This window comes from Burkholderia cepacia complex sp. TUM26381 (assembly GCF_057439935.1).
On record NZ_CM172006.1, the window covers coordinates 2,909,234 to 2,930,345 of the forward strand.

The 21,112-nt window shown below is 70.2% G+C and carries 18 protein-coding genes; 8 read left to right on the top strand and 10 right to left on the bottom strand.

Annotated features, from left to right (window positions below):
* The first annotated feature begins 88 nt into the window (after positions 1 to 88).
* The 3 genes from kynB to kynA all read left to right on the top strand — a co-directional run bounded on the left by kynB (position 89) and on the right by kynA (position 3,011).
* Positions 89 to 730, top strand: coding sequence for an arylformamidase (kynB, locus tag ACWMMN_RS13690; RefSeq protein WP_174994282.1), 642 nt, complete (start codon positions 89 to 91; stop codon positions 728 to 730).
* Positions 731 to 755: 25 nt separating this feature from the next.
* Positions 756 to 2,009, top strand: coding sequence for a kynureninase (gene kynU, locus ACWMMN_RS13695; protein WP_059233349.1), 1,254 nt, complete (start codon positions 756 to 758; stop codon positions 2,007 to 2,009).
* Between the two features lie 78 nt (positions 2,010 to 2,087).
* A complete protein-coding gene (gene kynA, locus ACWMMN_RS13700; protein ID WP_059233348.1) occupies positions 2,088 to 3,011 on the top strand; it encodes a tryptophan 2,3-dioxygenase in 924 nt (307 codons plus the stop codon).
* Between the two features lie 20 nt (positions 3,012 to 3,031).
* Here the strand turns inward: kynA and ACWMMN_RS13705 are convergent, their stop codons facing one another.
* The 4 genes from ACWMMN_RS13705 to mdlC form a co-directional block, all read right to left on the bottom strand.
* A complete protein-coding gene (locus ACWMMN_RS13705; protein ID WP_059233347.1) occupies positions 3,032 to 4,429 on the bottom strand; it encodes an MFS transporter in 1,398 nt (465 codons plus the stop codon).
* A gap of 255 nt (positions 4,430 to 4,684) precedes the next feature.
* Positions 4,685 to 5,629 carry a ketopantoate reductase family protein gene (locus ACWMMN_RS13710; RefSeq protein WP_256085223.1) on the bottom strand — a complete coding sequence of 315 codons (945 nt, stop codon included), beginning with the start codon at positions 5,627 to 5,629 and terminating at the stop codon, positions 4,685 to 4,687.
* Between the two features lie 14 nt (positions 5,630 to 5,643).
* Entirely contained in the window at positions 5,644 to 7,095 is a 1,452-nt protein-coding gene (locus ACWMMN_RS13715; protein WP_340624405.1) for an aldehyde dehydrogenase, read from the bottom strand.
* 31 nt (positions 7,096 to 7,126) lie between these two features.
* A complete protein-coding gene (mdlC, locus tag ACWMMN_RS13720; protein WP_486422758.1) occupies positions 7,127 to 8,734 on the bottom strand; it encodes a benzoylformate decarboxylase in 1,608 nt (535 codons plus the stop codon).
* Positions 8,735 to 8,833: 99 nt separating this feature from the next.
* Here mdlC and ACWMMN_RS13725 point away from each other — a divergent pair, with 99 nt between their 5' ends.
* The 4 genes from ACWMMN_RS13725 to ACWMMN_RS13740 all read left to right on the top strand — a co-directional run bounded on the left by ACWMMN_RS13725 (position 8,834) and on the right by ACWMMN_RS13740 (position 13,978).
* Entirely contained in the window at positions 8,834 to 9,745 is a 912-nt protein-coding gene (locus ACWMMN_RS13725; RefSeq protein WP_174994286.1) for a LysR family transcriptional regulator, read from the top strand.
* A gap of 175 nt (positions 9,746 to 9,920) precedes the next feature.
* Positions 9,921 to 11,315: a D-arabinitol 4-dehydrogenase gene (gene dalD / locus ACWMMN_RS13730; protein WP_174994287.1), complete on the top strand. Its 1,395-nt coding sequence runs from the start codon at positions 9,921 to 9,923 to the stop codon at positions 11,313 to 11,315.
* A gap of 104 nt (positions 11,316 to 11,419) precedes the next feature.
* The gene (gene xylB, locus ACWMMN_RS13735) at positions 11,420 to 12,901 is read left to right on the top strand and encodes a xylulokinase (protein WP_174994288.1); all 1,482 of its coding nucleotides are present in this window, start codon (positions 11,420 to 11,422) and stop codon (positions 12,899 to 12,901) included.
* 63 nt (positions 12,902 to 12,964) lie between these two features.
* On the top strand, positions 12,965 to 13,978 hold the full coding sequence (locus ACWMMN_RS13740; RefSeq protein ID WP_081051894.1) for a sugar-binding transcriptional regulator: 1,014 nt from the start codon (positions 12,965 to 12,967) through the stop codon (positions 13,976 to 13,978).
* A 22-nt stretch (positions 13,979 to 14,000) separates the two neighbouring features.
* Here the strand turns inward: ACWMMN_RS13740 and ACWMMN_RS13745 are convergent, their stop codons facing one another.
* A complete protein-coding gene (locus tag ACWMMN_RS13745) occupies positions 14,001 to 15,212 on the bottom strand; it encodes an MFS transporter (RefSeq protein ID WP_340624409.1) in 1,212 nt (403 codons plus the stop codon).
* On the bottom strand, positions 15,209 to 16,405 hold the full coding sequence (locus ACWMMN_RS13750) for a serine hydrolase domain-containing protein (protein ID WP_340624410.1): 1,197 nt from the start codon (positions 16,403 to 16,405) through the stop codon (positions 15,209 to 15,211). The genes ACWMMN_RS13745 and ACWMMN_RS13750 overlap by 4 nt, the downstream gene beginning before the upstream one ends.
* 113 nt (positions 16,406 to 16,518) lie before the next feature.
* On the opposite strand from ACWMMN_RS13750, the gene ACWMMN_RS13755 reads away from it, so the two are divergent.
* Positions 16,519 to 17,403: a LysR family transcriptional regulator gene (locus ACWMMN_RS13755; protein ID WP_174994291.1), complete on the top strand. Its 885-nt coding sequence runs from the start codon at positions 16,519 to 16,521 to the stop codon at positions 17,401 to 17,403.
* A 19-nt stretch (positions 17,404 to 17,422) separates the two neighbouring features.
* On the opposite strand, the gene ACWMMN_RS13760 is transcribed toward ACWMMN_RS13755, so the two are convergent.
* From ACWMMN_RS13760 to ACWMMN_RS13775, 4 genes are read right to left on the bottom strand one after another with little or no spacing between them, the layout of a single operon-like run.
* Entirely contained in the window at positions 17,423 to 18,532 is a 1,110-nt protein-coding gene (locus tag ACWMMN_RS13760; protein WP_486422759.1) for an ABC transporter ATP-binding protein, read from the bottom strand.
* A 55-nt stretch (positions 18,533 to 18,587) separates the two neighbouring features.
* Positions 18,588 to 19,271 (bottom strand): HAD family hydrolase, encoded by a 684-nt coding sequence (locus tag ACWMMN_RS13765; protein WP_059233335.1) that lies wholly within the window; start codon positions 19,269 to 19,271, stop codon positions 18,588 to 18,590.
* On the bottom strand, positions 19,268 to 20,119 hold the full coding sequence (locus ACWMMN_RS13770; protein WP_059233334.1) for a carbohydrate ABC transporter permease: 852 nt from the start codon (positions 20,117 to 20,119) through the stop codon (positions 19,268 to 19,270). The genes ACWMMN_RS13765 and ACWMMN_RS13770 overlap by 4 nt, the downstream gene beginning before the upstream one ends.
* On the bottom strand, positions 20,116 to 21,063 hold the full coding sequence (locus ACWMMN_RS13775; RefSeq protein ID WP_059233333.1) for a carbohydrate ABC transporter permease: 948 nt from the start codon (positions 21,061 to 21,063) through the stop codon (positions 20,116 to 20,118). The genes ACWMMN_RS13770 and ACWMMN_RS13775 overlap by 4 nt, the downstream gene beginning before the upstream one ends.
* Positions 21,064 to 21,112: the final 49 nt, after the last annotated feature.

The following is a 21,112-nucleotide window of genomic DNA, read 5'->3' on the forward strand; positions in this document are numbered from 1 at the left end:
CCGGCGGATTGTCCATGTTTATTTCGCAAGCACTTTCTGCGAGCGTCCACCTATCATTCGAAGGATCGATTCACCGATTCGTCATGCCATGGACACTCTCTGGGACATCTCGCCGCCTGTCAGCCCCGCCACCCCCGTGTGGCCGGGCGATACGCCGGTTTCCGTCGAACGCGTGTGGCGGATGGAGGCCGGCTCGCCGGTCAACGTCGCGCGCCTGACGTTGTCGCCGCACACGGGCGCGCATTGCGACGCGCCGCTGCACTACGACGCCGACGGCGCCCCGATCGGCGCCGTGCCGCTCGACACCTATCTCGGCCCGTGCCGCGTGATCCATTGCATCGGCGCGTCGCCGGTCGTGCAGCCGGCCGACATCGCGACCGCGCTCGACAACGTGCCGCCGCGCGTGCTGCTGCGCACGTATGCGCGTGCCAACGTAGAACAGTGGGACAGCCATTTCTGCGCAGTCGCGCCCGAAACCGTCGATCTGCTCGCCGCGCATGGCGTGAAGCTGATCGGCATCGATACGCCGTCGCTCGACCCGCAGGAATCGAAGACGATGGATGCCCATCACCGCGTGCGTGCGCACCGGATGGCGATCCTCGAAGGCATCGTGCTCGACGACGTGCCGCCCGGCGACTACGAACTGATCGCACTGCCGCTGAAATTCGCGACGCTCGACGCGAGCCCGGTGCGCGCGGTACTGCGCGCGCTGCCTGCACGTGCCTCCTGATTACCCCGACCCACGACCCCACATCATGATCAAGACCCGTGAAGACGCGCTCGCGCTCGACCGCGACGACCCGCTCGCCCCGCTGCGCGGCCAGTTCTCCCTGCCCGATGGCGTGATCTACCTCGACGGCAACTCGCTCGGCGCGCAGCCGAGCGCCTCGGCCGCCCGCGCGCAGCAGGTGATCGGCGCCGAATGGGGCGAAGGCCTGATCCGCAGCTGGAACACGGCCGGCTGGTTCGCGCTGCCGCGCCGTCTCGGCGACAAGCTCGCGACGCTGATCGGCGGCGCACCGGGCGAAACGGTCGTCACCGACACCATCTCGATCAACCTGTTCAAGCTGCTGTCGGCGATGCTGCGCCATCAGGCCGAACGTGCGCCCGAGCGCCGCGTGATCGTGTCGGAGCGCTCGAACTTCCCGACCGACCTGTATATCGCGCAGGGGCTGATCGAACAGCTCGGCGGCGATTACGAGCTGCGCCTGATCGACGATCCGGCCGACCTGCCGGCCGCGCTCGGCGCGGACACGGCCGTCGCGATGATCACGCACGTGAACTACCGCACCGGCTACATGCACGACATGCCGGCCGTCACGCAGCTCGTGCACGACGCGGGCGCGCTGATGCTGTGGGATCTTGCTCACTCGGCCGGCGCGGTGCCGGTCAATCTCAACGGCGCACGCGCGGACGGCGCGGTCGGCTGCACATACAAGTACCTGAACGGCGGCCCCGGCTCGCCCGCGTTCGTGTGGGTGCCGCAGCGCCATCTCGCGCATTTCTCGCAGCCGCTGTCGGGCTGGTGGGGCCACCGCGCGCCGTTCGCGATGCAGCCGGCCTTCGCGCCCGATCCGGGCATCGCACGCTTCCTGTGCGGCACGCAGCCGATCGTGTCGATGTCGATGGTCGAATGCGGGCTCGACGTGTTCCTGCAGACCGACATGCACGCGATCCGCCGCAAGTCGCTCGCGCTGACCGACGCGTTCATCGCGCTCGTCGAAGCGCGCTGCGCAGGCCTGTCGCTCAAGCTCGTCACGCCGCGCGCACATCACCAGCGCGGCTCGCAGGCAAGCTTCGAGCATCCGCACGGCTACGAAGTGATGCAGGCGCTGATCGCGCGCGGCGTGATCGGCGACTACCGCGAGCCGTACGTGCTGCGCTTCGGCTTCACGCCGCTCTACACGCGTTTCGCCGATGTGTGGGATGCCGTCGAGACGCTGCGCGACATCCTCGCCACCGACGCGTGGAAGGCACCCGAGTTCGCCGAACGCGGCGCGGTGACCTGACCGGTTTTGCCCGGCGCGCGCGCCGCGCGCCAGGCCCCCCGTCATTCAAATCTGGAGAGAGTCGTGAATTCTGGTCATATGCAGCCACCCGGCGAAGACGCGCCGGCGGGCTGCCCGTTCTCGGGCGCACGCGCCGCACAACCGGCGCAGGCCGCGCACGAGGCGCCGCACGTGCCGGGCGATGCCGGCTGGCACAACGCGCAGCTCGATTTCTCGAAGTCGATGAGCTATGGCGACTACCTGTCGCTGAATTCGATCCTCGACGCGCAGCATCCGCTGTCGCCCGATCACAACGAGATGCTGTTCATCATCCAGCATCAGACGAGCGAGCTGTGGATGAAGCTCGCGCTGTTCGAACTGCGCGGCGCACTCGACGCGGTGCGCACCGACGCGCTGCCGCCCGCATTCAAGATGCTTGCGCGCGTGTCGCGGATTCTCGAGCAGCTGGTTCAGGCGTGGAGCGTGCTGTCGACGATGACGCCGTCCGAATACTCGGCGATGCGTCCGTATCTCGGCCAGTCGTCCGGCTTCCAGTCGTACCAGTACCGGCAGCTCGAATTCCTGCTCGGCAACAAGAACACGCAGATGCTGCAGCCGCACGCGCACCGGCCCGACATCCTCGAACAGGTGCGCGCAACGCTCGAAGCGCCGTCGTTCTACGACGAAGTCGTGCGCCTGCTCGCGCGGCGTGGTTTCCCGATCGCGCCCGAGCGGCTCGAGCACGACTGGACGCAGCCGACGCGGCACGACGAAACCGTCGAAGCCGCGTGGCTCGAGGTGTATCGCCACCCGCAGCAACACTGGGAGCTGTACGAGATGGCCGAGGAGCTGGTCGACCTCGAAGACGCGTTCCGCCAGTGGCGCTTCCGTCACGTGACGACGGTCGAACGCATCATCGGCTTCAAGCAGGGCACCGGCGGCACGAGCGGCGCGCCGTACCTGCGCAAGATGCTCGACGTCGTGCTGTTCCCGGAACTCTGGCACGTGCGCACCACGCTGTAACGCGCGTCCCGCGCCCGCCGTCACGACGACGTGCGGGCCAGCTCCTCCCCTTCGCGCGGCGCCGCCTGCGTGCGCGACAGCCGCGGAATGTGCCGCCGCACCGCGAGCAGCGCGATGCACACGACACCCATCGCGACGGCCAGCATCGTCAGATACGCGCCCGCGCCGCCCGTCGTGATCACGATTGCGCCCGCGAACGCGCTGAGGATCGCGCCGAGCCGGCCGAACGCAAGCGCACTCGCGGTGCCCGTCGCACGCACGGCCGTCGGATAGATGTACGCGCAAAGCGCATACATCGTCGACTGCACCGCGTTGACGAACAGCCCGTGCAGGCCGAGCCCGACGATCAGCCAGCTCGTATGGCGGCTGGCATCGACCCCCATCAGCCACACCGCACTCGCCGCGCCGCCGATGCTGCACAGCGCGAGCGGCCAGCGCGACCCCGCATGCGCGATCGCCCATGCGCACAGCAGCGCGCCGATCACGCCGCCGAGGTTGTACGCGGTGAGCCCCGCCCCCGCGACCGACACGCTCAGCCCGCTCGCCGCGAGCATCGTCGGCAGCCAGCTGAACGCCGCGTACACCGCGAGCAGGCACATGAAGAACGCACACCACAGCGCGATCGTGTCGCGCGCCTGACCGCTCGCGAACAGCGCGCCGAAGCCGCTGCGGCCGCCGGCCGCGCGCGCGTCCTTCATGTCGGTGAACACGGTGCCCGGTGCGACCGGCCGCTGCATCCTGGCGAGCAGCGCGGCGAGTTCCGGCCAGCGCGCGGGACGCCGCGCGAGATAGCGCGGCGATTCCGGCAGCGCGCGCACGAGCACGAAACCAAGCACGAGCGGCAGCGCGCCGCCCGCGAAGAACAGCCCGCGCCAGCCGTAGCGCGGCAGCACCTCGTGCGCGAACAGGCCGGCCAGCATGCCGCCGAGCGGCACGCAGACGATCGTTGCCGTCACCATCATCGTCCGGCGCCGCGCAGGCGTGTATTCGGCCGTCATCGTCGTGGCTGTCGGCAGCGCGCCGCCGATCCCGAGCCCCGCGACGAAGCGCAGCACCGCGATCGCCGCGACGTCGGGCGCGAAGCCGATCGCGCAGGTCGCGATGCCGAACAGGAACACGCTGCCGATCACGGCCTGGCGGCGGCCGAAGCGGTCCGCGACGATCCCCGCGCACGCGCTGCCGATGCCCATCCCGATCAGCCCGGCCGCGACGGCCGGCGCGAACGCGCCGCGCGTAATGCCCCATTCGCGGATCAGCACCGGAATCGCGAAGCCGATCAGTTGGCCGTCGAAGCCGTCGAGCACGATCGCGAGCGCGGCAAGCAGCACCACGCAGCGCTGCATCGTCGTGAACGGCCCGTCGTCGAGCGTCGTGCCGATGTCGACCGACGGCGTCGGCAATCCGTCGCGCGTGCTCATGCGGCCTCCCGTGCACCGCCCATCGGCGGCAACGTGCGCGACCGGCGCGCGGCAAGACAACGGCATTCGATGGCTTTCATGGCGTCTCCAGTTGCCCGGGCTGGCGCGCGCACGCGTGCCCGGATCGCTTGCAGCGCGGCCGACGTCGATGCGCCGGTGCCCGCGCGGTGTCCCATCCGTGTCGATCCGGCGCCATCGGCTATAGGTCGTGCGCGCGGCTCGTCATGCGGCGCCAGCCGGCCGCCGGCCTGATGCTCAGTTCATCCGTGCGTCGATCAGCCGGACGAGCGCGAGCATCGTCTCCGCATGCGGCACGGGGACACCCGCTTCACGCGCGGCCGCGACGACCTTGCCGCCGATCGCGTCGATTTCCGTACGGCGGCCCGCCAGCACGTCCTGCAACATCGACGGGCGATGGCCGCGATGTTCGCGAATGGCATGTTCGACGTTGCGCGCGATGCGCTCGCCATCGACGGCGATCCCTTTCGCACGCGCGACCGCTGCGGTCTCGGCCGCGATCGCCAGCGCGAGCCGCGGCCCGTCGTGATGATTGCCGAGCTGGTCGACCGTGCAGCCGGTCGCCGCGCACAGCGTGTTGAGCGCCGCGTTGAACGCGACCTTCTCCCAGATCGCGGCCCACACGTCGGCGTCGAGCGTGCACGCCAGCCCCGCGCGCGACAGCGCATCGGCCACGGTCGCCGCGAACGGGCGTACCGCGCCGTCGGCCGTCATCATGCGGATCGTGCCCGCGCCGTGCGAGCGCACGTGTGCAGGCCCGGCCGCATCGGCCGGCCACGTCGTCACGCCGACCAGGATGCGGTCGAGCGGCACGAACGCATTCAGCGCCTCGACATTGCCGAGCCCGTTCTGCAGCGTCAGCACGGCCGTGTCCGGCGTCAGCAGCGCGTGCACGCCTTCGAGCGCCGCGCGCGTGTGCAGCGACTTCGTGAAAACGATCAGCAGGTCGAACGGTGCATGGGGCGACGCAAGCGCTTCGGCGTTCGCCGCTTCCGGCCGCACGGCCTGCAATGTGCGGATACGTCGCTCGCCGTGGTCGTCGTCGATGCGCAGCCCGTCGCGGCGAATCGCGTCGAGATGCGCGTCGTTCACGTCGATCAGCGTGACGGCCTCACCGCTTTCGGCGAGCAACCCGCCGAACAGCGAGCCCATCGCGCCCGCTCCCAGAATCGCGATCCTCATCGTCGGCAGCCTCGTCAGAACGGATAGTGGCGCGGCGCGGTCTGCACGGTGATCCAGCGCAGGTCCGTGAATGCGGCGATGCCGGCCTTGCCGCCGAAGTGGCCGAAGCCGCTGTCCTTCACGCCGCCGAACGGCATCTGCGCCTCGTCGTGCACGGTCGGGCCGTTCACGTGGCAGATGCCCGATTCGATGCGCGCCGCGACGCGCAGCGCACGCGCGACGTCGCGGCTGAACACGGCCGACGACAGCCCGAATGCGTTGTCGTTCGCGCAGCGGATCGCGGCCTCCTCCCCGTCGACGCGCACGATGCCCTTCACCGGGCCGAACGATTCTTCCGCATAGATGCGCATTGCGGGCGTCACATGGTCGAGCAGCGTCGCGGGAAACAGCGTGCTGTCCGCGTTGCCGCCGCACAGCAACGTCGCGCCATGCGCGAGTGCATCGTCGATCAGCGCGTTGCAGCGCTCGACGGCCTTCATGTCGATCAGCGAACCGAGCACGACGGGCCCGTTGCGCGGATCGCCGAGCGGCAGCGACGCGGCCTTGTCGGCGAGCTTCGCGACGAACGCATCGGCGATCGACGCATCGACGACGATGCGCTCGGTCGACATGCAGATCTGCCCGGAATTCGCGAATGCGCCGAACGCGGCCGCCGCGACCGCCGCGTCGAGATCGGCATCGTCGAGCACGACGAACGGCGCCTTGCCGCCAAGCTCCAGCACCGACGGTTTCAGGTGGCGCGCGCAGGCTTCGGCGACGATCCGTCCGACACGCGTCGAGCCCGTGAAATTCACGCGGCGCACGGCCGGATGCGCAATCAACGCATCGACGACGGTGCCTGCGTCGTCGGGCGCATTCGTGACGAAGTTGACGACGCCCGGCGGCAACCCGGCTTCCTGCAGCGCCTCGACGATCAGCCCGTGCGTGACGGGACACAGCTCCGAGCCCTTCAGCACGACCGTGTTGCCGCATGCGAGCGGCAGCGCGAGCGCGCGCGTCGCGAGGATCACCGGCGCGTTCCACGGCGCGATGCCGAGCACGACGCCGGCCGCTTGCCGCACGCCCATCGCGAGCGAGCCCGGCACGTCGGACGGAATCAGCTCGCCGCCGACCTGCGTGGTCAACGACGCGGCCTCGACGAGCCCGCTCGCGGCGAGGTGCACGTTGAAGCCGGCCCACAGCGCGGACGCGCCCGTCTCGGCCGCCATCGCGGCGACGAACTGCTCGTGCTTCGCTTCAAGTGCGGCGGCCGCCTTCAGCAGCAGCGCGCGACGCGCGCCGGGGCCGAGTGCGGCCCAGCCGGGAAACGCGCGGGCGGCCGCGTCGGCCGCCGCACGCGCATCGTCGACGGTGCATGCGGGCGCTTCGGACGCGACTTCGCCGTCGAGCGGATTGCGGCGCACGAAGGTCGCGCCACTGGACGCATGACGGCGTTCGCCGTCGATCAGCATCGATACGGTTTGCATGAATTCTCCGGAAGGACGCGCGCGGGGCGCGTCAGGCAATCTCGACTTCGACGACGACCGGCGTCGCGGCGCGCAGCGCGTCGGTCAGCGTGTCGCGCAATTGCGCCGCATCGGACACGCGCACACCGCGGCAGCCCATCCCTTGCGCAAGCGCGACGAAATCCAGGCCCGGCAGATCGGTGCCCTGCACCGGGTCGTCCGGGCCGAAGCCGAACACGGGCGCGAAATCCTGCAGCGCGGCGTAACGCCGATTGTTCAGGATCACGAACGTGATCGGCAACTTCAGCTGCGCGGCGCTCCACAGCGCCTGGATCGAATACAGGCTCGAGCCGTCGCCGATCAGCCCGATCACCCGCCGCGCCGGGTGCGCAAGCGCGACACCGACGGCGGCCGGCATCCCGTAGCCGAGCCCGCCGCTGTCCATCGTGTAGAACGTGCCGCTGCGCGTGAACGGCAGGTGTTCCTGCATCACCGGCCGCGCGCTCGGCGCCTCCTCGACGACGATGTCGTGCGCGTCGCGCACGTCGGCAAGCGTCTGCAGCGCGAATGCGACCGACATGCGCTCGCCTGCAGCGGGTGCGTCGACGCGCACGCGCGGCGCGCGCGGCGCGGGCATCGGCCGCTCGAGCGGCGCCGGGCGCGCCAGCAGGTCGCGCGCGGCCAGCCGCAGGTTGCCGACGACGGCATCGCCCGACGGCGTCCACGCGGCGACGCCCGGATCGTCGACGAGCTGCACGAGCGTCGCGCCCGGCGGCACGTGCGGACCGAAGCCTTCGATGTGATAGGTGAACGCGGGCGCGCCGAACGCGAACACGAGGTCGTGCCCGTCGAGCCGCGCGACGATCTTCTCGCGGATCGCGGGCAGGAAGCCGGCGAACAGCGGATGATCCTCGGGGAAGCTGCAGCGCCCCGACATCGGCGCGACGTACACGCGCGCACGGTGCCGCTCGGCGAGCCGCACGAAGTCGTCCCACGCACCGGCGCGATCGACGGCCGCGCCGACCACGAGTGCGGGACGCCGCGCGGCGTCGAGCGCGTCGCCGAGCCGCGCCAGCGCATCGGGATCGGGCCGCACGACGCTGCTGACGTCGCGGCGCGGCAGCAGCGCGGCCGGCTGGTCCCAGTCGTCGACCGGAATCGACACGAATACGGGGCCGCGCGGCTCCTGCATCGCGATGCGGTACGCCCGCGCGATCGCGGCCGGCACGTCCTGCGCGCGCGCAGGCTCGATGCTCCATTTCACGTACGGCTTCGGCAGCTCGGCGGCTTGCGTCGCGCCGAGGAACGGATCGAACGGCAAAGTCGCACGCGCCTGCTGGCCCGCGGTCACGATCAGCGGCGTACGGTTCTTGAATGCGGTGAAGAGGTTGCCCATCGCGTTGCCGGTGCCTGCCGCCGAATGCAGGTTGACGACCGCCGCATTGCCGGTGGCCTGCGCATGGCCGTCGGCCATCCCGACCACGACGGCTTCATGCAGGCCGAGCACGTAGCGGAAATCGTCCGGGAAGTCGCGGAACATCGGCAGCTCGGTCGAGCCGGGATTGCCGAACACGCGGTCGATGCCGAACTGGCGAAACAGGTCGATGACCGAATCGCGTACGGTGATCGGTGCGGCGGATGGGGGCGGATGGCCGGACATGCTCGGGTGTCTCCTCGATGGCTTGGCGGTTTCCACAGTATCGAAGTGCAAGCCATTCTCGGATACTGTATTTTCTGTCCAAAGCCATTACGTTCCGGCATGACTTTCGATCTCCGACAATTGCGCGCGTTCACGACGATCGTCGCGTGCGGCAGCCTCGGCCGCGCGGCCGACGCGCTGCATGTGACGCAGCCGGCGCTGAGCCGGATCCTGAAGCGGCTCGAGGATCAGGTCGGCGCGCCGCTGTTCGAGCGCCACTCGAAGGGCGTGCAGCTCACCGCGTTCGGCGAAGCGCTGCTGCCGCATGCGACGCTGCTGCAGCATGAGGCCGAGCATGCGCGCGAGGAGCTCGACGCGATGCGCGGGTTCGCGAAGGGCACGATCAAGGTCGGCACGGTGGGCAGCATCGCGAGCCTCGTGCTGCCGGTCGCGGTCGGCCGCGTGCTCGACCGCTGGCCGAACCTGCGTGTCGAGATCATCGAAGGTGTGTGGGACCGGCTCGCGGAAGGGCTGAACAAGCACGAGATCGATCTCGCGCTGTCCGCGCACGGGCCCGATACCGACGAGATCGTCGCGATTCCCGAATGCCGCTGGGAAGATCGCAGCCACATCGTTGCGGCGCCGCACCATCCGCTGCGCGCGCTCGGCCGCGCGCCGACGCTCGCCGATACGCTGCACGCGCGCTGGGCGATTCCGCCGCGCGGCACCGCGCCGTTCGACCACATGCGCGCGACTTTCGACGCGCATGGGCTCGCGCTGCCCGACATCGCGGTCGAAACGCGCTCGGTCACGACGCTGAAGAGCCTCGTGGCGCACGCGGGCTTCCTGAGCTGGATGGCCGAGCCGATGTACGGCGCCGAACAGCGCGCCGGCACGATCGATACGCTGCCCGTGCGTGAAGTCGTCGCGGTGCGCACGCTCACCGCGTTCCGGCGCCGCCACGGCATCCTGCCGGGGCCGGCCGGCAAGCTGCTCGACGAACTCGTCGCGCTGACGCGCGAAGGGCGCTGACGCCGTTTTTCCGTCCGGCCTTTCGCGCTCGCCCTGGCCGCGCGCCACCGCAGCGCACCATCGAAATGCCGTTTCCCCGCCTTGACTTTCGCTCGCCCGAATACGATCATTCGCTCACACAAAGAGCAAATGATCGTATTCGACTGGAAAGACAGGCACGAACAGGAGACACCGGATGAGCGAATCGTCCTCCGCCCGCGCGCCCGTGCTGCTGCACATCGGCGCAGGCTCGTTTCACCGCGCGCACCAGGCGTGGTATCTGCATCGCGTGAACGCGGCCGTGCCGGCCGGCGAACGCTGGTCGCTGAGCGTCGGCAACATCCGCGACGACATGCGCGCGACGATGGACGCGCTCGCCGCGCAGCACGGCGAATACACGCTCGAAACCGTCACGCCGCAAGGCGAACGCGCCTACGAGACGATCCGCGCGATCACGCGGGTGCTGCCGTGGTCGCTCGACCTCGCCGCGCTGATCGACGCCGGCGCCGACCCGGCCTGCCGGATCGTGTCGTTCACCGTCACCGAAGGCGGCTACTACCTCGACGAACACAACCGGCTCGACCTCGCGAACGCCGATCTCGCCGCCGACCTGCAGGGCGCGCGCACGACGCTGTACGGTGCGCTCGCGGCGCTGCTCGCCGAACGCGCGCAGCGTGACGCGGGCCCGCTCACGCTGCAGAGCTGCGACAACCTGCGCAACAACGGCGCGCGCTTTCGCGCGGGGATGCGCGAATTCCTCGAACGGCGCGGGCAGGCCGACCTGCTCGCATGGTTCGACGCGCACGTCGCGACGCCGAGCGCGATGGTCGACCGCATCACGCCGCGCCCGACCGCCGACGTGCGCGAGCGTGTGCGCGCGGCCACCGGCTTCGACGATGCGTGCCCGGTGATGGGCGAATCGTTCATCCAGTGGGTGATCGAGGACCGCTTCGCGGCCGGCCGGCCGCGCTGGGAACTGGCCGGCGCCGAGCTCGTCGACGACGTGCATCCGTACGAGGAAGCGAAGATCCGCATCCTCAACGCGACCCACAGCTGCATCGCGTGGGCCGGCACGCTCGCGGGCCACACCTACATCCACGAAGGCACGCACGACGCGGCGATCCGCCGCTTCGCGCACGACTACGTGACGCAGGACGTGATCCCGTGCCTCACGCCCAGCCCGCTCGATCTCGCGCGCTACCGCGACGTCGTGCTCGAGCGCTTCGGCAACCCGTACGTGCTCGACACGAACCAGCGCGTCGCCGCCGACGGCTTCTCGAAGATCCCCGGCTTCATCGCGCCGACGCTCGTCGAATCGTTCGCGCGCGGCGCGGCGCCGGTCGCCACCGCGGTGCTGCCCGCGCTGTTCCTGCGCTTTCTCGAACGCTGGGCGCGCGGCACGCTGCCATATGCGTACCAGGACGGCGTGATGGACGACAGCGCCGCGCGCGCGATCGTCGACGCCGACGACCCGGCCGTCGCGCTGTGCGCAAGCCGCCCGCTGTGGGGCTCGCTCGCGGGCAACGCGGCGCTGTTCGAGGCGCTGCGCGCCGGGCTCGCGCGCGTCGACGCATGGCTCGCGGCGCGCTGATGCGCGCACGCCGGCGCCCGGCCGCCCGGCCGGGCGAACCCGCTTGGCACAGGCCGGGCGGCACGGCTAAAGTAGCGGCTCCTCTCTGACGGAACGGATCGCTCATGTATCTCGGCATCGACCTCGGCACCTCGGAAGTGAAGGTGCTGCTGCTCGCCCCGGACGGCGCGGTCGTCGGCACCGCCGGCTCGCCGTTCACCGTGTCGCGGCCGCACCCGCGCTGGGCCGAGCAGCATCCGGACGACTGGTGGCACGGCACGCTCGCCGCGCTCGCGGCGCTGCGCGAACGGCACCGCCAAGCGTTCGCGCAGGTGCGCGGCATCGGCCTGTCGGGCCAGATGCACGGCGCCGTGCTGCTCGACCGCGACGATCGCGTGCTGCGGCCCGCGATCCTGTGGAACGACATGCGCAGCGCCGACGAATGCGCACTGCTCACCGAGCGCGCGCCCGATCTCCATGCACTGGCCGGCAACCTCGCGATGCCCGGCTTCACCGCGCCGAAACTGCTGTGGGTCGCGAAGCACGAACCCGACGTGTTCGCGGCAACCGCGTGCGTGCTGATGCCGAAGGACTACCTGCGGTTCCGGCTGACCGGCGCGAAAGTGTCCGATCCATCGGACGCCGCCGGCACGCTGTGGCTCGACGTCGCGCGCCGCGACTGGTCCGACGCGCTGCTCGCCGCGTGCGGGATGACGCGCGACCAGATGCCCCGCATCGTCGAGGGCAACGCGCCGTCCGGCACGCTGCGTGCGGACGTCGCCCGCGAACTCGGGCTGTCGGAGGCCGTCCTGGTCGCGGGCGGCGGCGGCGACAACGCGACGAGCGCGCTCGGCATCGGCGCGATCCATGCGGGCGACGGCTTCGTATCGCTCGGCACGTCCGGCGTGCTGAGCGTGGTCGGCGACCGCTTCATGCCGAATCCCGCATCGGCCGTGCACGCGTTCTGCCACGCGATTCCCGATCGCTGGCAACTGATGAGCGTCGTGCTGTCGGCCGCGAGCTGCCTGCGCTGGGTCTGCAAGCTGACCGGCACCGACGAGCCCGCGCTGCTCGCCGAAGTCGAGGCGCTCGACCCCAACGCGCTCGCGACGGCCCCGCTGTTCCTGCCCTACCTGTCCGGCGAGCGCACGCCGCACAACGATCCGTACGCGCAGGGCGTGTTCTTCGGGATGACGCACGCGACCGAACGCGCGCACCTCGGCTACGCGGTGCTCGAAGGCGTGACGCTCGGCCTTGCCGACGGCCTCGACGCGCTGCACGCGGCCGGCGTCGAAACCGACCGGTTGTCGCTGATCGGCGGCGGCGCGCGCAGCGCGTTCTGGGCGCAACTGATCGCGGACGCGCTGAACGTCAGCACGCGCCAGATCGGCGGCGGCGAAACGGGCGCGGCGCTGGGGGCGGCACGGCTCGGCTGGCTGGCCGCCGGCGGCGATCCGCATACGGTGCTGACCAAGCCGCCGGTGCGCGCCGAATATGCACCGGACGCCGCCCGCCATGCACTGCTGCGCGAACGCCTCGACGCATTCCGGACGCTGTACCGCCACGTGCGCCCGCTGTACGAACCGTCGCGCGCACGACTCGCGTAGGCGCCGCGGCCGTGCGCCCGGCCGTCGGCCGCGCGCGCGACATGCGGTACAGTGGATGCCGTCATGCGGCCCGCCGGCCGGTCCGCGGGGCGGCCCCCAGATCCGAACCGAATCGCTATCGTGTCCAAGTCCTCAGAAAAACTCGATCTCGCCACGCGCGCCGCGTGGCTCTATTACGTCGCGGGCGACACGCAGAACGAAATCGCCGAAAAGCTGCAGGTATCGCGTCCCGTCGCGCAGCGCCTCGTCGCGTTCGCGGTCGAGAAGAACCTGATCCGCGTGCGCGTCGACCACCAGCTTGCCGACTGCCTCGATCTCGGCGCGCAGTTGTCGAAGCGCTACGGCCTCGCGATGTGCGAAGTCGTGCCCGTCGACACCGATGCGCCCGACGCGATCGACCGCAAGCTCGCGGTCGCCGGTGCGCAGGTGATGGAGCGCTACCTGAACGAAACCCGGCCGATGGTGATCGCGGTCAGCAGCGGCCGGACGCTGAAGGCCGCGGTCGCGCAGATCGCGCAGATCGACCGCCCGCAGCACCGGCTCGTGTCGATGGTCGGCGCGATCGCGGCCGACGGTTCGTCGAACCGCTACGACGTCGCGCAGTACATCTCCGAGAAAACCGGCAGCAAGCATTTCCTGCTGCCCGCGCCGCTGTTCGCCGACAGCAACGCGGAACGCGCGCAGTGGTGCAATCACCGGCTGTACCGGATCGTCGAGGCGCTGTCGGGCGAAGCCGACGTCGCGTTCGTCGGGATCGGCAACATCGGCCCGCACTGCCCGCTCTACGAAGACGGCTTCATCACCGAGCAGGAGCGCGACGAGATGACTGCGCTCGGCGCGGTGGCCGAACTGCTCGGCGTGCCGATCGACGCGCAGGGTACGCAGATCACCGTGTCGACCAGCGCGCGCGTGACGAGCGTGGCGCTCGCCACGCCGCCGAAGCTGCCGACGATCGCGTTCGCCGGCGGCCCGAAAAAACGCGACGCGGTGATTGCCGCACTGCGTGGCGGCTGGCTGTCGGGGCTCGTCACCGACGAAACCTGCGCACGCGCCGCGCTCGACGCGAAGGCGGCCTGACGCCGCCGTCGAACGCGCTGTCTCAGGCCGCGCGCGGCGCCGGAAACGCATGCCGGCGCGCGCGCCACGCGCCGACCCACGCGGCCGCCAGCAGCACGACGAGCACCCACGGAATCGCGCCGGCACCCGTGGCGCCGAGCAGCATCCCGCCCGCGATGCCGCCGCCGGCGATCGCGAGATTCCATACCGTCACGAGCATCGACTGCGCGACATCGGCCGACTCCCCGGCCGCGTTCGCGGTGGCCGTCTGGAACAGCGTCGGCGCGCCGCCGAACGCGAGCCCCCACAGCACGACGCCCGCATAGACGACCGTCATCCCGGAACCCGCGCCGAGCAGCGCGGCCGCCAGCGCGAACAGCGCGATGCTGGCGAGCGTCAGGCGTCGTTGCGCGGCGCCGATCCATGCACCCGTCAGCGCGATGCCGGCCAGCGACGCGATGCCGAACACGAACAGCACCACATCGACCTGCGCGCCCATGCGCACGCCCGCGAGGAACGGCGCGACGTACGTGTACAGCATGTTGTGCGCGAGCACGTACGCGAACATCACCGTCAGCACCGGCCGCACGCCGGGCAGCGCCATCACGCCGAGCACCGGCTCGCGCGCGCCGGCCGGCTGCCCCGGATAGTCGGGCACGCGCACGCGGATCCAGCCGATCAGCGCAAGCGCCGCCAGCGTGATGCCCGCGAACGCGACGCGCCAGCCGAACGCCGCGCCCAGCGCGGTGCCGGCCGGAATACCGATCGACATCGCCACCGGCGCGCCGAGCATCGCGACCGCGATCGCGCGGCCGCGCAGCGACGCATCGACCATCCGGCTCGCATAGCCGGCCAGCAGCGCCCACAGCAGCCCGGCCGCCATGCCCGCGACGAAGCGCGCGGCAAGCGTGAGCGCGTAGTACGGCGACACGGCCGTCACCGCATTCGACACGACGAAGCCGGCCAGCGCCGCGAGCAGCAGGCCGCGACGCCGCATCGCGCGCGTCGCGGCAACGAGCGGAATCGCCGCGACGATCGAGCCGAGCGCATACACGGTCACGAGCTGGCCGATCAGCGCCTCGGGCACGCGCAGGTCGGCGCTCATCAGCGGCAAGAGGCCCGCCGGCAACGCTTCGGTGAGGATCGTGATGAAGCCGGCCGTCGCGAGCGCCAGCAGGTTCGAGACCGGCAGGCGTTCGCTCGCCGGCGCCGGCTGGCCGGCAACCCGGTCGTCCATCAACGGGCAATCGCTCATGACGCGCTCCCGGTTTCGACGCCGTAGACCGCATCGCGCACCGCGGTCACGATCCGTCCGTCGAGGCCTTTGTACAGCGTGTTGGTCAGCGCGACGACCGTCAGTCCGGCCGCGCGGTCGACGAACCACGTATGCCCGTACGCGCCACCGCCGCGCCAGGTGCCGACCGACTCCGGCGACTGCGCGGCGGCCGGATCGCGCAACACCGAAAAGCCGAGCCCGAAGCCGAAACCGGGCGCGTCCGGCAGTTCGCGCGCCCCCGGCTGGACACGCGCCATCTCGTCGCCCCATGCGGGGTCGAGCCAGCCGTCGCGGCCCGTGCGCAACGCGTCGAGCAGCGTCACGCAGTCGCGCGCGGTGCCGGCCATCCCCGCGCCGCCCGACGGCCAGGCATCGGCATCGAACACGCGCGCCGGCTCGAAACGGATGCCGATCGTGCCGTCGAACACCGGTACGAGATCGACGTCCGCCATCCGGCGCGGCGCGCCCGGCGTGGTCACGTATGGCGTCGCGAAGCGTGCGGCGTCGTGCGCGACGAACGCGGTGTCGGTCATCCCGAGCGGTGTCGTGACGCGCTCGGCCACCGCGTCGGCGAGCGGCCGCCCGTCGACCGCCTCGATCAGCGCGCCGACCACGTCGAGCGCGAGCGAATAGCCCCACGACGTGCCTGGCGCGAACTGCAGCGGCACGCTGGCGATGCGCCGCAGGTTTTCGGCGAGCGAGAGCCCCGCGCGATCCATTCCGTCGGACACGCCGGCGCGCGCATACGGGCCGTCGCCGTCCGCTTCGAGGAAGCGGTAGCCGAGGCCGGCCGTATGCGACAGCAGATGACGCAACGTGATGACGGCAGGCGTACCGTCGGTCAACGTCGGGCGGAATTCGGGCAACCAGCGAGCGACCGGTTCGTCGAGCGTGATGCGTCCCGCCGCGACGAGCCGCATCGCGGCGGCCGCCACGACCGGCTTCGTGACCGACGACAGACGGAACAGCGCGTCTTCCCGCATCGGCGTGCCGGCTTCGCGATCGGCGAGCCCGACGGCGCGCGCATAGCGCAGCTCGCCGTCCTGGGCGACCCGCACGACCGCGCCGACCATGCGCTCGTCGGCGAGCGCGCGATCGAGTGCGTCGTCGAGCCGGTGGCGCAACGCGGCGTCCGGTGCCACGCGGAAAGCGGTGACAGGCAGGGATGACATGACGTGACCTCATACGGTGAACGAGCGCTCATCGTAGGGAGCCGACGCAAGAAGAAAAACCGGGTTAGAGTTCCGGACAATCCGGACGTGGAAGTCCGCAATCGGGAACCTGCATGGAAAATCTGGGCGGCTTCGTCGTGTTCGTTCAGGTCGCGGAAACGCGCAGTTTCGTCGCGGCGGGCCGCGCGCTCGGGCTGTCGGCATCGGCGATCGGCAAGCGCATCGCGCGGCTCGAGGCGCGCCTGAACGTGCGGCTCTTTCACCGCAGCACGCGCAGCATCACGCTGACGGCCGAAGGCGCACGCTTTCTCGAACGGTGCCGGCGCGTGATCGCCGAGATCGACGCGGCCGAACAGGAACTGACGCACAGCGCGGAAGCGCCGCGCGGGCGGCTACGCGTGAGCCTGCCGACGATCGGCACGCTGCTGTTGCCGGTGCTCGCCGATTTCATGGCCGCGTATCCGGAGATCGAACTCGACATCGATTTCAGCGACCGGCTCGTCGACGTCGTCGACGAAGGGTTCGACGCGGTGCTGCGCACCGGCCAGCCGTCGGATTCGCGCTTGTCGTCGCGGCTGCTCGGCCACTTTCGCCAGCACCTCGTCGCGTCGCCCGACTATCTCGACCGGCACGGCACACCGCGCACGCCGGCCGATCTCGCGCAGCACCGCTGCCTGCACTACCGCTTCCCGACCAGCGGCAAGCTCGAGACCTGGCCGCTGCGCGCGCCGCGCGCGGGCACGCTGCCCGAGGTGCCGGTCGCGATGGTCAGCAACAGCGCGGAAGCGCGGCTGTGCTTCGTGCTGCGCGGGCTCGGCATCGCGTGCCTGCCCATCTTCTTCGTGCGCGACGCGCTCGCCGACGGCACGCTGCACGCGGTGCTCGACGAACACGTCGCGAGCTGCACGCCGGTCTACGTGCTGTGGCCGTCGGGCCGGCACCCGACGCCGAAGCTGCGTGCGTTCGTCGACTACATGGCCGAACACCTGCGCATCTGAGCGGCGCCGGCGCCGCCCGTCACGCGGCGTTTGCGTGCGCGCTCAGCCGGCGGAACGCCTGACCGTGCTCGTCGAACAGATGACAGTGCTCGGCCTGAGCGTGCACGCGCAGTGCCTCGCCGGTGCGATACGTGTCGAGCGGCGGAATCCGCGCGATCAGCCCGTCCGGCGCAACGGCCGACTCCGCATACAGGTACGCGGCATCGCCGAGCGATTCGACGGCCATCGTCCGGGCGGCAACGCCCGTGCCGGCTGCATCGACCAGCAGGTGTTCGGGCCGCACGCCGACTGTCACCGCGGCGCCGCGTTGCAGCCCCACCGCTTCCACCGCGACGCGCTGCGTCTCGCCGCTGTCGAAGCGCACGAGCACGCCGCCCGCATCGGCCGATTCGACCGTGCCCTTCAGGAAGTTCATCTTCGGCGAGCCGATGAAGCCCGCGACGAACTGGTTCGCCGGCGCGTGATACAACGCGTTCGGCGTGCCGACCTGCTGCACCGCGCCGCCTGACAGCACGACGATCTTGTCCGCGAGCGTCATCGCTTCGACCTGGTCGTGCGTCACGTAGATCATCGTCGTCTTCAGCTCGTCGTGCAGCCGCGCGAATTCCAGCCGCATCTTCACGCGCAATGCGGCGTCGAGGTTCGACAGCGGCTCGTCGAACAGAAACACCTTCGGCTTGCGCGTAATGGCGCGGCCGATCGCGACGCGCTGCCGCTGGCCGCCCGACAGCTGCTTCGGCTTGCGGTCGAGCAGGTGATCGATGTGCAGGATCTTCGCGGCCTGCTTCACGGCCTGGTCGATCTCGGGCTTTTTCGCGCCCGCGAGCTTGAGGCCGAATGCCATGTTGTCGTACAGCGTCATGTGCGGGTACAGCGCATACGACTGGAACACCATCGCGATGCCGCGTTTCGCGCTCGGCACGTCGTTGACCTTCGCGCCATCGATCAGCAGGTCGCCGTTCGAAATATCCTCGAGGCCCGCAATCATCCGCATCAGCGTGGATTTGCCGCAGCCGCTCGGCCCGACGAACACGACGAATTCGCCGTCGGCGATGTCGAGGTTCACGTTGCGCAGCACTTCGGTGTCGTCGTAGCGCTTCGCGATGTTGCGCAGGAGCACGCTTGCCATGATCTGTCTCCGTTCGTTCGTGATGCGCCGCCTTGCCGGCAGCGCGCAATCGTTGCTAGTTCGGCAGCACCGCGCCCGTCGCCTGCCAGCGCGCGACGTAGCCGGGCAGCTCGTGCATGTCGTCGAATACGTGACGCGCGCCGATGCTGCGCAGCGCGTCGATCTGGGCCGCCGACGCGTGCCCGCCGCCGACGAAGCCGAGCACGGTCATGCCGGCCGCGGCCGCCGCGGTGATGCCGGTCACGCTGTCCTCGACGACGAGGCAGTGTGCGGGCGCCGCGCCGAGCGTGCGCGCAGCCGCGAGATACACGTCGGGCGCCGGCTTCGGCCGCGCAACCGAATCCGCGCAGAACAGCCGGTCGCCGAAGAAACGCGCGAGGCCCGTGCGTGCGAGCGCCGCCTCGACGTACGCGCGATAGCTGTTGCTCGCACACGCCGTCGTCAACGGGATCGCGGCGAGCGCCGTGTCGATGCCTTCGACCATCGGCGCGTTGACGGCGGCCGCCTCGACCGCGCGGCGGATCGCCTCGACGTCGGCGGCCGACAGCGTGCGGCCGACGGCCTCGCCCGCGCCGGCCAGCACGCGCTCGATGCGCAGCCCGAGCAGCGGCATCACGGCCGGCCGCGCGTCGACGCCCGGCCAGCGCGCATCGAGCTCGCGCACGATCACGTCGGCGGCCACGGCCTCGCTGTCGATCAGCACACCGTCGCAATCGCAGATCAGGATATTCACGCTCATTTGACCGCCCCGAACGTGAGCCCGCGCACGAGCTGCTTCTGCGACAGCCAGCCGACGATCAGGATCGGCGCGACGGCCAGCAGGGAAGCCGCGGACAACTTCGCCCAGAACAACCCTTCGGGGCTCGAATAAGACGCGATGAACACGGTCAGCGGCGCGGCGTTCGAACTCGACAGGTTGATGCTCCAGAACGCCTCGTTCCACGACAGGATCACGAGCAGCAGCGCGGTGGACGCGAGCCCCGGCAGCGCCATCGGCATCAACAGATAGACGATCTCCTGCCATGTCGACGCGCCGTCGATCCGCCCGGCTTCGAGGATGTCCTTCGGAATTTCGTTGAAGTACGTGAAGGTCATCCACACGGCGATCGGCAGGTTGATCAGCGTGTAGACGATCACGAGCCCCGACACCGTGTCGAGCAGCCCCGCGTTCTTCCACAGCAGGTAGATCGGCACGAGCACGCCGACCGACGGCATCATCTTCGTCGACAGCATCCACAGCAGCACCTTCTGCGTGCGGTGGTTCGGGAAGAACGCCATCGCGTACGCGGCCGGCACCGCGAACAGCAGCGAGATCACCGTGACGCCCGCCGAGATCAGCACCGAATTCCACGCGAACGCGAAGTAGTTGCTGCGCGCGAACACCTCGCGGAAGCTGTCGAGCGTCGGCACGAAGAACAGCGTCGACGCGTACGCCTGCTGCTCGGTCTTGAACGCGGTGATCGCCATCCAGAAGATCGGGAAGAACAGCAGCAGCGCGATCAGCCACGCGAGCGTGCCGGGCAGCGCGCGCCGCACGAGGTCGAACACGGCCGGCACGCGCCGGCGTTCGAAGGTCAGGTCGCTCATTTCTCGTACTCTCCCTTCAGGTTGCGCGCGAGCATCCGCACGAGGAAGAACGACACGACGTTCGCGACCACGACGGCGATGATGCCGCCCGCGGACGCGAGGCCGACGTCGAACTGCTGCAGGCCGAGCGCGTAGATCAGGTAGGACAGGTTGGTCGTTGCGTCGCCGGGGCCGCCGCCGGTCGTCGTATAGATTTCCGCGAAGATCGACAGCAGGAAGATCGTCTCCATCATCACGACCACGGCGATCGCGCGCTTCAGGTGCGGCAGCGTGATGTAGAAGAACATCGCGATCGGGCCGGCGCCATCGATGCGCGCGGCTTCCTTCTGCTCCTGGTCGAGCGACTGGATCGCGGTGAACAGGATCAGGAACGCGAACGGCAGCCACTGCCACGCGACGATGATGATCACCGCGGTGAGCGGGTAATCGGCGAACCAGTCGATCGGCGTCATCCCGAGCGCGCGCATCGCGTTCGCGACGAGCCCGTATACCGGATGCAGGATCATGTTCTTCCAGATCAGCGCGGACACCGTCGGCATCACGAAGAACGGCGCGATCGCGAGCAGGCGCGCAACACCCTGCCCGTAGAACTTGCGGTCGAACAGCACGGCCATCAGCACGCCGCCGACCACCGTGATCGCGAGCACCGCGCCGATCAGCACGAGCGTGTGCCAGATCGCGGGCAGGAACGACGGATCGGTCGCGAGGAAACGGTAGTTGTCGAGCCCCGCGAAGCCCTTCACGTCCGGGTTCAGCAGGTTGTAGCGCGAGAACGAATACCAGATCGTCATCGCGAGCGGAATCGACATCCACAGCAGCAGCACCGCGACGGACGGCGACACGAGCCAGCTCGCGCCGCCGCGCGCGCGGCGCGGCGCGCCGGGTGGCGACGACGCGTCGCCGACCGACGGCGCGTGACTCAGGGGAAGACGCAGGTGACGCATGATCGGAGTCCCTCCGGTTGATGCGCGGGCGCGAACGACCTGCCCGCCT